This window comes from Bradyrhizobium genosp. SA-4 str. CB756, from assembly GCF_000473125.1.
GTDB classification, from domain to species: Bacteria; Pseudomonadota; Alphaproteobacteria; order Rhizobiales; family Xanthobacteraceae; genus Bradyrhizobium; species Bradyrhizobium arachidis.
The window spans coordinates 5936955-5950999 of record NZ_KI421499.1; the positions used below are offsets into that span (position 1 = coordinate 5936955).

Consider the following 14045-nt stretch of genomic DNA (forward strand, 5'->3'; position numbering starts at 1 on the left):
GTCGAAGTCCCGCGGAACGTGCTTATACTGCACTTACATCCACACTATACCAATGTGTAACCGAGATAGCCGTGGGGATGAATTGGCATGAAGCGCGACCGGGCTCATTGTGAACCTTATGGCCATGTATACTCAGGTTTATGCCCAATTCCCGGCGCAGGAACGCACGGCCGAACGCCGTGCAGCTGGACTATACTCCGATTTGATCGCTGACCTCAGTCAGCTAAATTTCGCCGACGCGGATGACCGCCGAGCATTCCCTCCAACCCTACACAGCATATTGGCAAGGCATGGACTGTTCGGGCTCACCACACCAGGAGAGCACGGCGGATTAGCTCTTCCCTTAGAGGAGGCCATCAACCTCATCTCTGCCACTGCATCCTTCGATGTCTCCGCTGCCTCTACCCTCGTCATCCATAACTTCCTGGCCTTGCCCTGCATCCAAGCGGCACCGCACATCCCGGAACAAAAGCATATCATTTGGGGTGCAACACGCGGCGATCTCTGCGCTTTCGCTTTGACGGAGCCCGGAGCTGGCTCGGCCCCGAGGCACATAGAGACTTCGGCCCTCATGCGCGAAGATAAAGTTCGTATTTCTGGCCGCAAGATCTGGATCGGCCTCGCTGACTGGGCTCGCTGGATCGTTTGCTTTGCGCGCGCGTCTGGACCCGATGCGAAAGGTCGGCTCGTTGGTGTACTCGTTGACAGGCAGGCTCCAGGCCTCAAGGTCACGCACGAGCATCGCACACTGGGTCTACGTGGCATCATTCAGAATACCCTGGAGTTCCACGATGTTGAGGTGCCGCGTTCTTACGTGCTCTCTCGCGATCAAGACGGCTGGGGCGCGGCTTCATCTAGCATGAACCGCGGCCGTATCGGTGTGGCTGCTATGGGTCTTGGAGCCCTTGAGCGCGCTATCCAGGTCGCAGCCTCTTATGCGAGCCATCGCCGGCTCGGTAAACTGCGCATGATCGAGAACAGCTACATCGAGCAGTTATTTGGACAGATGGTGCTGCGGCGGGAAGTCGTGAAGGCGATGCTGGCCGCATCATGCCAACTTGTTTCAGCGCAAGGCACGCCAAACGTCCACCTTGCGTCGGCAACGAAGGTTTTGTCCTCGGAATGGTGCGGCCTTGTCGCTGATCAATGCGTCCAGCTGTTAGGTGGCCGTGGTTACGACGAAGCAGCGCCTTTAGCCAAAATCTATCGAGACGCTCGCATCCTTCGCATCTTCGAAGGTCCGACTGAGGCGCTCCTATCACATCTCGGCCGCTGCCTCCTCTCTAAAGCCACGCGTGACGAAATAGCCGATCTCTTTCGGTCAGTTGGAGCGGCATCAGTCCATGCTGCTGCAATTGAGGAGCTCTCTGGGCTCAATGAGACAGATGGGTCCGTGCTGATCTATGCGGGTTGGCTCACCACATTGGGGCTGGCAAAAGCTGTCATGTCTGTTGGCTGCTTCTCTGCCTCAGATTGCGCCGCAGCGGCGGCTCACCTGGTCAGTTCCGAACTTGCAACTCTCCGTACTCGCGCGCCGGCCCGGCAATCTGTCGAAGTGCGCCATCTCGCTAGTCGGACTCTGACCACCTTCCTTGAAGACGCGGCTTGTTCGATTCGCTCACCTGTCCTCACGGACGATTACCTTAGATTGGTGCGGTATGTCTGACAGCTGGCCGATGCCGGACGTCTTTCCACCTGCTGGTTCCGCGCGCGGACGATGCAACCGCGGAAAGGCGAAGCATCCCTGATGCACTGCCACGTCGAATTCCGACAGGCTGCTATGAAGGCCTAACCTAATCTCGCTCCGGTCAGACACCTCGATGTCGAGATCGAGCGCACTATCAACGGCCGGGACGCCGACGAGCGTCCCGCTGTGCACAACGAAAAGAGCAAGCCGCTTCTTGAGTACATGCACGCCTTGTTGTTGCGCGGCACGAAACCCTCTCGCAGCCCCAGCCTTCAGAGCCACCTTCCGGAGTTTCATCGCCGTGAACGCTGGCCGCGCGTAAGCGTAGTCCTTCCCGGTCGTCAGGACGTGCTAGATCATGACTGCGAGCTTGCGCGCCGTCGCGACGGCTGCGACCCCGGCCCCGTGCTTTTTCTGCGTTCGGTTGAAGAATGCTCGCAACGGACCCGGCGCCGTCTTGGCTGACCACGCCGCCTCAACCAGCTTCTTGCGGGCGTCACCGTTGCGCTGCTTCGAGATCCGGCCATGCCACGCCGGGTGCTCGCCTGACTGCCGAACCCGCGGAGGCAACCCGAAATAGCTGCTGAGCTTATCCGGCGACGGGAAGCGTGCGAAGTCGCCGATGGAGGCCAGTACACTCGATGCGACAACCGAACTCACGCGGGGGATCGTCATCAGCTTGAGAGCCCGTGGATCGTCCAGAGCCTGCTGGGCCACGACTTGTCGATCTCCGACAGTTGCTTCGTCACGCGTTCGAGTTCCACGATCAGACGCCAGAGCATTGCACGCTCCTCCGATGGGAGAGGCAGACTGTCCAGCCAATGCTGTCCGCGCTTGCCGAAGAGATAGCCTTTGTAGGGCGGGATGAGGTTGGCATGCAGGATAGCCTTCATGCGTCCTTTAATCCGGATGATCTGCGCCAAAACGCCGGCGCGCTCGGCCATCTGGCGCCGGCGGCTGTAGGTGTCCTCGTCAGCAACCCAGACCTCCGGCAAGAAGCCGGCAGCATGCAACTTTGCCAGGGTCCCAGCATCGACCTTGTCCGTTTTGACTCGCGCATAGGCAATCGCCCGAACGAGCCTCGGATTGGCGACCGCGACGCGCTTAACGTGCGGGCGCAGAATACGTTCGACAGCCGCGCTGTTGCCCGTCACCTCGATGACCACCTCATCTTCGAGGTTGAGTATCTTGGCAAAGGCGACAAGCCGATCGTGGACGAGATCTACGCGGAGCTGTCGGATTATTGTCCGTCCTCCAGGATCGCCACCTGGGCGAACGATCGGTGGATGTCCATGCCGACGATTTGCATGCTTGGTTCTCCTTGTCTCAGGAGCCAGTGGCTTGCACGACATCTACGGATCCGCGCTCGCAGCGCAGCCGGGCAAGTCGTAGGGGGCGGCCAAGTAACAAAGCGAGCTCTCAGCTCATGGTCATGGCGGCCTGCCACCGTTTCGTGCTCCAGCGCCCCTATCCCGGCTTCGACAGACTAATCCGGACGACCAGTCCTCTCCACCGGGTTTGAGCGCTGAAAACATCATGCCCTTTAACAATTGCGCTGAGCGCGCATTGAGAGGCATCGCCTTGGGAGCGCAACTGGACCTTCGCCGGTAGCCGGCGGGGACCGACCGTGCCGCCATCATGCTGACGATGGTCGGGACCTGTCGCCTGCCAAGTGCTGCTCAGAGCCCCCGTGCCCGGCATGCCCACCCTGGGGCTCTTCCGAGACCGCATGCCGTACCTGGGGCCAAGCTGTTACATTGGATGGATCGAAATTGTACGAGCCCACGCTAGCCTCACGTCCAAACAATCAATTGAGCTGATCCTATTATGGATAGGCTTTCCAGAAGCTGAGGAGGCCGTCGCTCGTGAAGCAATGCATCGCCACATCGGCGAAAAGGAAACTGCCCCGCAGCTCTCAATCGTCGCGGGGCTTCCGCTCTGGAGGGCACGCTTCGCGAACGGCTCGCTCGGACTCGCGGCAGCTGATTCAGGAGATACTACCGTGCGATTCTGGCCACAAGATCGACAAACGATGAGTCGTGAACAGTAAGCGCAGATCGGATCCCGTTTTGATTGGCGCTTCACGGTTATCTTGGCCCGCGTGATGCGCTGACGCGCCTTCCAGCTTCCGGACAATGCGAAAACACCGGCATCACTGTCCGGCAATGAAGCGGCGATAAAATCTATGGGCCGCACGGGCCGCATATGTACGTGCTCGGGAAAAGACGGGTCACCTGTGACATCGAGCTATTCGGCATGGTCCGACACACCGCCGACAACCTCCGGAGGACGCGACCAAGGGCATCGGGTAACAGTGAAAGGCCGCCCGTTGGACTGGTTTCCGATCACTTTCGAGCTTGATCGGACGTGCCCGGCTGTCGTCCAAGTCGCGGAGGTAAAGGATCGTCTTTCGTGAATGGTGTCGCAGAGCCGCGCCTTGCAAATATCGATGGGCTTCTGCTGACACCTTCTCGCGGCACATGGCATATGCGAGTTTCACGACCTCTTTGAAGAGATCGGCTTATGTCTATGCTTGACCATACCCTTGGGTCGGACGTCCGCTGGACAGATGGGTGGCTTCGAGCCAGGATGGCATCGCCCCACACCGGCCGCTTTCGTTTTGTGAAAGGCGTCGGGTTCGTCAGCTTTCGGAAAGCTAATTCTTCTACAGTGACATGGAAGTTAGCGGCGCGTGGTAGGGACAGCGCTTGCCCCGTGTATGCGTGGGGCTTTCAGGCGCCGAGTCACGTTTCTGCTAACTTCAACCAGTGCGGGCGTGGCAGCGACAGCGTCTGATTCACCGTCCTGACCAGCGCCGAGTCGCGCCCGCGCTGCTTCCGGTGTGACACTGGGATCATATGTAAGTCATCGGATCTTCCAGATCACCAACAGCCAGCTCAGCAGAGAGGGGCTGCAGGCCGTAAATTCGAAAATTGTTGAAGGACCTTGTAGTCGGCTCGCCAAAACGTTTGCCGTTAGGCTTGGAACGAACATAGTGCATAGTGTTATCACTTTCGGTTCTGGTGTTGAGATCTTCAAGCAGATCCGGACCACAGCAAAAGCGGAAGACGAGGACAAGCACGGATTGTTGCCGAACTCGTGGCGAGCGTCGACTCGGTCGTGCGCTGGTGCGACGGCACGCATTGTCGTTGACAGCAGCTGCTTGCCTGGGGAGGTCAGTGGAGAAGCGGCTGGCAAAGATTCCAAAGCAGACGAAAATACAACTTGTGCCGATTGTGTTGGATGCGTGATGCCCGCCCTTAGCCCTGAGCGCAAGGGCTAAAGGCGTCGAAACCCGCACAAGGAGCTTAGCCAACTTTCAGGAAAGTCTAACGGACCACCGTCCTGCCTGAGTGCAAGCGCAGGCCATCTAGGCTTTGACGCGCCAGGGCACGAGCTCATCAATCTGAGTGACCGGCCAGCCTCTCTCTCTCTCTGAGCATTTTCCCCTCGCTGCATTACTTCCAGAGAGCTTCCGCCGAGCACGGCGCTCCAACATTCGAAGGGGCGCCCTGAGCTCTGCTTCACGTTGGGCGCGCGTTGAGGGCGCCACAATTCGTGTTCCCTCCCGTGATTGCACTGCTGGACGCGTTGCGGATGTCCGGCATCGATCGCGAAAGGATCCGCTCGCGGGCCTCGGCCAAGTATCTTTACAACGTCCCAAACACTCACGTCATCCTTAGTGTGACGACAGTCGATATATCATGTCGGTTCGGGTTCCTGTAGCGGTCTGCGAGACTTTTGAACAACTCACCCATCTGATCTGAGCGAACAGTAAATTCCCCATAATTGGGATCAAAGAGGGTCGTTATTCCATTCGATGTCGACGTTACGATTGTGTGGGCGCCACCTGCGGCGAACCGCAAGCTGACCAAGTAGATCGACCCATCGTCGGCGACCTCATTCACGATCTGCTCAATGCGCGAAGATGTACCAAACCTATATCGCGTCTCTTGGGCGAACGGCTCTAGGCCGGCTTCGCCTCGCTGGAGACGATGGATTTGAGCTGGAGGACAGAGAGGATGTGCTAGGCTCCGAGGTGCTTGGACTGTAAATGATTGCATTTGAGGTCTGTGGCTTGCTGCAGCAGAGGCCCATTTTGTCAGACAATTCCCCGCATGGCGGGCTCTCCCGTTGAGCGAGATCCGTCAATGCTTGAGCAAATTCGCAGCTGTCCGCCGACCCACTCGGTTCGTCAGCTTGATTAGGGCGTGTGGATCGGTCACTAACTCGATTATACATGCCGGTTCGCCTGCTTCTTCAGCGTACGTTTCCTCAGAGCGAGCGGGCTGCTTACGCTCTGCTTGCGAATGATCGTGCGGCAAGCTGACGACGAGCTGACAACCAGATAAATTAGCGAGGCTACCGCCCCGCGCCTAATTAGTGTCTCGACCGACGCTGCTCACGAGCCCCGCGCCAAATGTGGGATTGTGGCCGGCGAGCTGATGACTGTCGCACAGCGACGGCAGGCGCGACCTTCTGCAATTCCGGATGCGGTCAGGGTGATGGGGCGAGAGCGCCTTCGTCACTGAATGCGACCGTCGCCTTGGCCTCGATCTCACAACCATCGCGACGCCGCCGGTCGGCACACACTTCTCGCTCCCAAGAGTGCGCAATTCGCGCCGTCGGATCGCCCAGTGATGCCTTGTGAGGATGATCGTTGGCCTGGCGAAATGCTGTTGTTGCCGCCGATCCGCGTTCAGCACGGCTCCGCGAGCTTTACCGGGGATCAGTGCACTGTTAGCTTCTCCCGGTCGATAGTAGCTAATTCGGCTGCCCCCCGCGCACAGCTACGGTCAATTGATCCTCACATATACACGCTCTTGGCGCCTCGGTTCGGCGGCGCCGAATCGGTCTTCTGCAGCCGCTCGGCGTCACCTTGCGCTGGGATATTCCTAATCAGCTCATCATGGTGCCGCGCTCATCCGCGCGAACAACATTGCTGCCTCCGAGGGCCCCAGTCCAACGATGCCTACAAAGCTCGGCGGCGGCATCGGGATGTCCCGATGAGTGGGTCTCCACAGATGAAGGCAATATCGGCTGTTATTCACATACTGCGAATATGGCGGATGCAGTTGCATGACGCATTCCTCTTCATCCCAGAACAGGTCTTTTACAAAGCACATCTCTTCCCAATTCGGACAGCGCCGCGGCGTCGAGACCGCAACATGCTCCCAACCAGGACGAACAAATCCACTTATCTTTAGTTCACACCCGCAAGGCCCCTGCACAAGGAACACGCCGCAAGGGCCTGACCCCGGAACCGTAGCGAACCGGCCGTGTTGCACGCGGCCGGCCTCCAGCTTCTCAATCAACTGCGCTCGCACGCCCGCTCCTTTGCCTTTCGAAGGGCCTTGAAACCGACGCGGCTTACGTTGTCTCGCAAATCGTTACTGTACCGCTCTTGAGAGCACCATCTGAGAAAGCCGCAGATGTCCATCATCACTCGTTCTCCTGCTATAGTCTTCTAACGATCGCATGGTGGGCAGAACGCTCTCAGGAGCCACCGATTACGTGAGTACGGGCGGTAGCACGATCTGGGCGATGGCGAATCGGTCCGCCGACCGCACCTTCCCGGCTCATAGTACAAGTCCGTCATCGAGCCCCTTTCATGCGAAGCATCCTACTCATGGATGCCGGCCAGTATTGGTCGCACATCGCCGAATACAGCGCGCATCAGCAACACTTATGTCTGCCATCGCTCTCCCGCGCTTCAAGCAAGCGTTAGTACGCATTCACCTGATGGCGCATGAGCGCAAGAAACTGGCGGCCCCCTCTCTACAATGAATTGGTCGTCATCATGGCATTCTCTCTATAGTGTGCGTTGACATCTAGATTCCATGATGTCCCGCAAAGGCAGTGATGGCTCCAGCTGAACCGACGATATTACTGCTTGGCGAGATCGTACCTGATCATTCACGGCTTTCTCGTCGAGTCTGAACAGTGGCAATGCACCCGACACGATAGACAGGCGGTGCGCGAATCGGCCTGCACCCAGAGCCGCGGACGCCTGACATGAACTGACGTCGAGCGGATCGCTTGCCATCTCGGCCTCTCCTCGTAAGCTAACGGTCAGGAACAATGATTAGTCGATCTCAATCATCGTCGGCCGATCTTCACGCGGCATTACGATGCGAGTTCGAACTCATTGCTCGGGGTATGGCACTCGCGATACGCTCAGCCTTTTGCAGCTAATGCGGGTGTTCTCTTTCAGACATGGACGTCGCGAATCCGACCTCTGGCAGCGGCTCTGTGTCGCCAACGCCCGACATACGCGCTTTTGGTGGCATCAAAGCGGTGCGGATACTTCTGCGTCGTGGCATGTAGATTGCTGCGGTGACGGAAAGCGGTGGCAACTGTACCGATGATACGCGAGCATACCATCGGACGGAGGCTCGCCGCGCAACAGACAAACATTCCGATACTCTCCTTGCAAGAGGACTGCGAGATTATGAGTGGTACGAGGCATGCAAAGTCCGGCATTTCTCAGCGGACCAGCGCGACGTCTGATGAAATGACGCATTGGCGCGCACCAAAGCACCCACCGATCAGGCATTACGGCGCCGATTGTCGCTCCCGATCGGCGCAAAGGAGGTGGAACCCTTGGCCGTTGGCCGCACTCCTCATAAATGTGCTGCTTTGGGCCGGGCTCTACTGGATCATCGCAGCGTTCTTCTGAATAAGCTGGCGGATGGCAGAGCAGGTAGGGGCTTTGCCACGCCTCGCGCATGCCGCGGCCGCTCCGTATACCCACGCACCATCAATGACGCAGATAGCTCGAATTGGCGAAACTGATATGCCATTGCAGCCGCAACGAAGTTCCACACACTGACCTGTAACAGCTGAACGGTCTGGCGCGGATTGGCTCCGGGCTTCCGCGTTACTGCGACGCATAGACTGCAAATTGAGGTCTAGGCTGCGCTTTTTCTTATGAGTATTTGCTTTCGAGAAGCTGACTAAGGAAGTAGGACTGAAGGAGCGTTGGGCAGGCGGATCGCTCCGCCTTATATTTCGCTATCTGGAGCGCGGGACAGGACCGTCAGGATGCCCCGCCCTACGGTGCCCCTCAACGTCACTTCCACGCACTGACTTGCTTGCTGTGCGACATCTGCGTGACCATTGGGTCGGATAGCGATCAACACTTTACAGCTCTTCCTCGCGTCGCGTCACGTATCGTCCTCGTCTTTGTGCATCTGCCACATGTGGGCGTGCCGAGCTAGTTTGTCGTATTCCACGGCAATTTTGAGCAGCCTGTCTTTGGCTCTCCCGTCAGCGAGCGCTTCCGCTTTCTTTCGCGTTGCTTCCGCACGGCCTCGCCAGTGCTCGGTTTGGTAGAGTTTACTTTTCGCATTCATGCCGAGAGCATGCAATTCGCAGATCAAAGAAATGCGACACCGGCGCTCCGTATAATCACGTAACAGCGGCGCTCGAAGCCTCGGGTGCTGAAGGGCAGTCGCCACGCACAGCCGCTATTCTGAAGCCACAGTGCGCGTTGCAGCCGAGGCTCGCACGAAGAATGCACAGCCTCGACATCCTCAGACGATTAGACGCACGAAGGGACTTGAATCGCACGTAGCGTTAGATTGTACGATCCTAGACAAGTGGGAACCACCTCCGACAATCCAGGCCGTTCCAGACACGTCAAGCGAATCACGAATGTTTCAGATATCCAAACTCACCTGGCGCGACGCGATCAGCACGCTAAGATCCTCAGGGTGCATCCTTGTCCGCGCTGCGTCGGAGCTGCTCCTATCGCGACTGGACGAAATCGCGCGTTTCGAGCTCTACACGGCGGGCGCTCCGATCACGCCAACGTCAGCGCAACGCCAGACGGAGACTCCATCCCAGATACCTCACCCGACGTCTTCACATAACGCGGACCACAGGCGCGACCACAGCAAACATAGTCCCGGCGCGCGTCATCATGGTTCGCCCTGAACGATCGAATGCATCATGAACAGTGGCTTGGGCGCACCTGCGGTTTTTGCCTGCTCTCCCTGCCTCGCGATAGGGCCATGCCCTTCATCCCGTCGTCGCGCCGGCTACGACGTCATTGGTCAGTTGGTGGTAGGCTGAGCCAGAGTACCTAAGCACATGTCAGGCCCAAACGGTGCATCGCGACATCCAGGCATGCACCGAACCACTGGATGCTCCCGAATGATTACTTGCTGGGCCAGCTCAGCCGCCAGTACTTCCACTCTTCGTGGTGCTCCGCCACTACAGTAGGTGTGGTTTCTGTCGTGCCGGACGGATGACCAGCACCGCACGAACGCAAAAGCGGAAGAACGAGCATGCCGGCACCTTCCTTAAGCAGTTCCGGCCTGTTTCCTGGCTGATAGGTCACGTTGCGCTTCGCGCAGGAAGATCAATAACGCAACCAACCGGACTTGAATGGATATCATGACTCAAAATCAACGAAGTCAGTTGGCTTCGCGCCTCACAATCTCCCGCTGCGCCATTGCTCTTGTCGCCGCAATGACAGCTGTAATCCCAAGGCCGGTCAACGCGCGCGATGAAACGCCGACCGCAGAAGAGAAAGAGGCTTGCATGGAGGACGTGTTCCGCCTTTGTAGCAGCCACATACCAGATCGCACCGCTATCACTGCCTGCCTCAGATCCAAGCAAGCGAGCCTCAGTCAGCGATGTCGCTATGTTATCTCCGTGCGAGACACTAGCAAGAAAAGCAGCGACTCGAAGTGAATGTGGCGGCCTGTTCATTCGCCTATCCGGGGAAGTGATCCCAGGGTGACCTGCAGGATGGTCACCCGCGGTCAGGTGACGAGCATGGCCGCCTACAATTGACCAACACTATGGTCAGTCGCGCGTGTCGAGATAGGCGAATGCAGAAGTTACCCTTCGATACGTTCTGATTGCCAATAGGGGTGTGACGCACGTTATCAAAACGCTGCACAAACTTGAAATTGGCTCTGCAATCCTACCATGAGGTTGATGCGGGGCCCCTCTTCAAGCGCGAATGTTCGGTGCAGCCCGTTTGCAGAAGTTCATCCAGGACCTGCACTTTCGCAGTCCGACATTGTTTCAACTGGGCATGCAATCGCGCTCAGGTCGTGCGCGGCGGCTCCGATACGCGTATACGTCCCGACCAAACAAAGTACTTCGTCTCGATCCGCATGGCGTATGGATCGACAGCGGCATCATGCAAGGCAGGCACATCACGCCATTCGATGTTCTCTAAAATCATCTTGCCACAGCAGAGGCTGCTCTGAAAACCGATCGCCTCGACGCGCCACAGCAGGGCGTATTCTGCTGTAAGGCAGAACCGAACATGACCGGCCCTCACGCAAGCGGATCAACGGGACGGGTCCATCGCACTATGAACGGCCACCTTCATTTGCAACCAGGTGGGGTTATTGTGCAGAGCCAGCTGAGATCGGGCTCGACCTCCCCATCACGGATAGCCTGGAAGCAGGTAGATGAAGCCGCTTCAACGGTTCGCCACCGCGGCGACGGCAGGCTATAAGAAGGATGAGGTGATCCGGCCGGGACACCGCGGCAAAAGGCCATTGCCGCCAAAAAACCGCGTCATCAGTCCTGCGACAAGCAACGGCAGTGTTCTAGCTGACCGACGATCTCCTCTCGACGGCACCACCGAAATGGAGAGCTTGACCCTCACGTAGCGTCAGGTTGTAGCCTCACCAAGCATGCCCACACTCAACCGCCTGCCGCCTCAAGCGTAAATGAGGCCATGCCACGTGGGACGGGCCACTGCATCAAGGCAATCGGTGCCGGGTCTCTTCAACGATGTCTCGCGGAAGAGCTCGAGGTTTGGACAGGAACGTGTAAAGTTCGATGGAAGTGCTTAGATCGATCATGGGCAAAGTTGCCACAGGCGCCACTCTGACGCGTGAGGAAACTGCGTCAGCCTTCGACAGCATGATGTCGGGTTACGCGACTCCCTCGCAAATCGGCGCCTTGTTGATGGGGATGCGGGTCCGGGGCGAAACGGTCGAAGAAGTCACTGGCGCCGCCTTGGCGATGCGGAATAGAACGCCGCGGGTCGAGGCGACATGCGACCCCGTCGGCCTCGCTGGCACCAGCAAGACCCCTACGCATTCGGTCAAGGTGTCGACGTGTGCTTCCTTCATCGTCGCCGGGGCCGGCATTCCTGTGGTCAAGCATGCCAACCGCGCTGCGTCTTCGGGTTCAAGCGCCCCAGTCGTGTTGGAGCGCCTCGGTGTGAAGGTTGATCTCAAGCCTGACGCGATCGCACGTTGCGTGCAGGAAGCCAACATCGGCTTCGTGTTTGCGTCAGCCCATTATCCGGCGATGCAGCGCATCGGGCAGATCCGGGCCGCAGTTGGAACCCATACGATTTTTGATCTGATCGAGGCTCTGTGCAATCCGGCCGGGGTCAAGCGACAGATCGTTGGGGTATTGTCTGCCCAATGGGTGCAGCCTCTGGCGCACGTCTTGAAGAACCTTGGTGCCGAGTCGGTATGGGTTGTTCATGGCTCGGACGGGCTCGACGAAATAACCCTCTCCGGCCCAACGTTTGTTGCTGCGCTTGAGGCGGGCATAGTCCGCACCTTCGAAGTGACGCCGGAACAAGCCGGGCTCCCCCGCCGCCGCAACGACGCGCTGGAAAGCAGCGATGCTGAGACTAATGCCGTTGCGCTGCAAAATGTGCTTGATGGCGTACCAGGTCCATTTCGCGACGCCGCACTTTTGAACGCGGCAGCGGCGTTGATCGTGGCTGGGCGGGCCTCGACCCTGCAGGAAGGCGTAGCACTTGGACAAGAATCACTTGATCGCGGCGCCGCAGCCGCTCGACTGAAGCGCCTGATCGCGGTTTCGAACGCCTGACAGCCGAGCTGGCCGATGTTCCAGTATTGCGACCAGGTCTGCTGTTCACGAGCGCGACAATATTGGAGCCACGAATGCATCACTTCTGCGGGATTTCAAGGAGCCTGCGTTGCCTGCGCTCGCCCTGACGAAAGCAATTCGCGCCGAGCCCGGGCGCGAGAGCTAGCCTCCTTAGCGATGAGAGCCTGTTGCAGACCACATTGCCGAGGTGAGGACCCGCGATGAAACGCGCTGCGCGCCTAAGGAGATGATGATGTCCCGGCAGAGGATTGAAACACTAGGATCTATTGCTGCGATAGAACACATCATACGGAAGTTTCGGGAATTGATCGATACGGATAGCTCAATCCCACCGGAGTTGCGGGGTGCGCTGCACGCGACGCTCGATGAGCATCTTGTCGCGGCAAAAACACGTGTTCTCCTAAAAGTACATTAGGCGCGCGCCGATGCCGTCTACATGCGGAGAAACTCTGGCAGGCGCGCTGTTACCGCAATCGGCATCATCCCCTCCCCACGGGGCCGAGCCAGATTCCAGCCCAGCTGTTTGGATCGCGACCACGATTCCCTGTGCAATGGCGCCTCGCCGGGCTGCTCAGCGCGGTTTGCTGTTTAATGGACGCACTGTCGAAACAGAGGCGACGGCAATTCCTAGTTCTGTCGCTGCGATCGCCATCCGGCATAACCCGCCGAGATATTGCACGTCCGTCCGGCTGTGACTGTCAGCTAATCCAGAGGACATCGAAGTCATACCCGGTCTCCATCTGAGCCTACTCGTCACGCAATTTCGACACCGGCTCCCCCATTACAAGCCCCATGGGGATCAAAGTCGTCTCTGCGTGTGGAGACGCTAGAAGTGGGGTTCAACTGCAGAGGCTAATCATGAGCCACCAGTTCCCTCCTGCGATCCGGGATATGCCATCTATCCAACCGGCAGAGTTCCGCCATGCCATGCAAAGCCTGGCGAGCGGTGTCGCTATCGTGACGACCGGGACGGCAGCCGGACGACGTGGACTGACGGTGAGCTCTGTGACGTCCATCTGCATGGAGCCGCCGTGCCTGGTCGTTGGCATCAATGCCCGCTCCGAGGCACATGATGAGATCCTTGCCAACAGCAGCTTTGGGGTCAGTGTTCTCCGCAGTGACCAGGAGGACCTTGCGCTGCGTTTTGGTGGTCGGGAGGGGGCGAAAGGCGTTCACCGCTTCGACACCGGGGCCTGGGATCAGGGCGCCCTCGATGTACCGCTATTGCCCAACGCATTTTGCGCGCTCGAATGCGTTTTGTATGACCACAAGTTGCTTGGCACACACACCGTCTTTATCGGACGAATTATCGCCACCCGACAAAGCGATGGAAATCCATTGATCAACTTCCGGGGCGCACTTCGTACTTTACTGCTAGACTGAGTGCGGTTTTGCGCAGACCCCGTCGGGACAGCAGAATGGTCGATGGCCTCACTCCCTAGTCGCTTCCACGACCGCGATCCAACGATTGCCTGGGCTGCGACTGGTTCCACAGATTAGGCTCGTATTGAAA

Annotated in this window: 8 protein-coding genes; 4 read left to right on the plus strand and 4 right to left on the minus strand. The window is 58.4% G+C overall.

Annotated features, from left to right (window positions below; genetic code table 11):
- Window positions 1-118 precede the first annotated feature (118 nt).
- Window positions 119-1666 carry an acyl-CoA dehydrogenase family protein gene (locus BRAGE_RS0128820; protein ID WP_027562733.1) on the plus strand — a complete coding sequence of 516 codons (1548 nt, stop codon included), beginning with the start codon at window positions 119-121 and terminating at the stop codon, window positions 1664-1666.
- 372 nt (window positions 1667-2038) lie between these two features.
- On the opposite strand, the gene BRAGE_RS52155 is transcribed toward BRAGE_RS0128820, so the two are convergent.
- From BRAGE_RS52155 to BRAGE_RS57965, 4 genes are all read right to left on the minus strand, one after another.
- A complete protein-coding gene (locus BRAGE_RS52155) occupies window positions 2039-2404 on the minus strand; it encodes a transposase (protein WP_141263257.1) in 366 nt (121 codons plus the stop codon).
- Window positions 2362-2853: a hypothetical protein gene (locus tag BRAGE_RS52160; RefSeq protein ID WP_063617216.1), complete on the minus strand. Its 492-nt coding sequence runs from the start codon at window positions 2851-2853 to the stop codon at window positions 2362-2364. The genes BRAGE_RS52155 and BRAGE_RS52160 overlap by 43 nt, the downstream gene beginning before the upstream one ends.
- 2502 nt (window positions 2854-5355) lie before the next feature.
- Window positions 5356-5751, minus strand: a complete 396-nt coding sequence (locus tag BRAGE_RS49565; protein WP_231164268.1) for a YopT-type cysteine protease domain-containing protein — start codon at window positions 5749-5751, stop codon at window positions 5356-5358.
- Window positions 5752-6594: 843 nt separating this feature from the next.
- Window positions 6595-7014: a DUF7694 domain-containing protein gene (locus tag BRAGE_RS57965; protein WP_108914593.1), complete on the minus strand. Its 420-nt coding sequence runs from the start codon at window positions 7012-7014 to the stop codon at window positions 6595-6597.
- Window positions 7015-11121: 4107 nt separating this feature from the next.
- Between BRAGE_RS57965 and BRAGE_RS54945 the strand changes: the two genes are divergently transcribed.
- From BRAGE_RS54945 to BRAGE_RS0128845, 3 genes are all read left to right on the plus strand, one after another.
- Window positions 11122-11325, plus strand: coding sequence for a hypothetical protein (locus BRAGE_RS54945; RefSeq protein ID WP_141263256.1), 204 nt, complete (start codon window positions 11122-11124; stop codon window positions 11323-11325).
- A 172-nt stretch (window positions 11326-11497) separates the two neighbouring features.
- A complete protein-coding gene (trpD, locus tag BRAGE_RS0128840; RefSeq protein WP_027562736.1) occupies window positions 11498-12511 on the plus strand; it encodes an anthranilate phosphoribosyltransferase in 1014 nt (337 codons plus the stop codon).
- A gap of 879 nt (window positions 12512-13390) precedes the next feature.
- Window positions 13391-13915: a flavin reductase family protein gene (locus BRAGE_RS0128845; protein WP_035731619.1), complete on the plus strand. Its 525-nt coding sequence runs from the start codon at window positions 13391-13393 to the stop codon at window positions 13913-13915.
- The last annotated feature ends 130 nt before the right edge of the window (window positions 13916-14045 follow it).

Coding starts and splice junctions, on each gene's coding strand:
- BRAGE_RS49565 (WP_231164268.1), bottom strand. CDS start 5,751: ATGCAATCATTTACAGTCCAAGCACCTCGGAGCCTAGCACATCCTCTC.
- BRAGE_RS54945 (WP_141263256.1), top strand. CDS start 11,122: ATGAAGCCGCTTCAACGGTTCGCCACCGCGGCGACGGCAGGCTATAAG.
- BRAGE_RS0128820 (WP_027562733.1), top strand. CDS start 119: ATGGCCATGTATACTCAGGTTTATGCCCAATTCCCGGCGCAGGAACGC.
- BRAGE_RS0128845 (WP_035731619.1), top strand. CDS start 13,391: ATGAGCCACCAGTTCCCTCCTGCGATCCGGGATATGCCATCTATCCAA.
- trpD (WP_027562736.1), top strand. CDS start 11,498: ATGGAAGTGCTTAGATCGATCATGGGCAAAGTTGCCACAGGCGCCACT.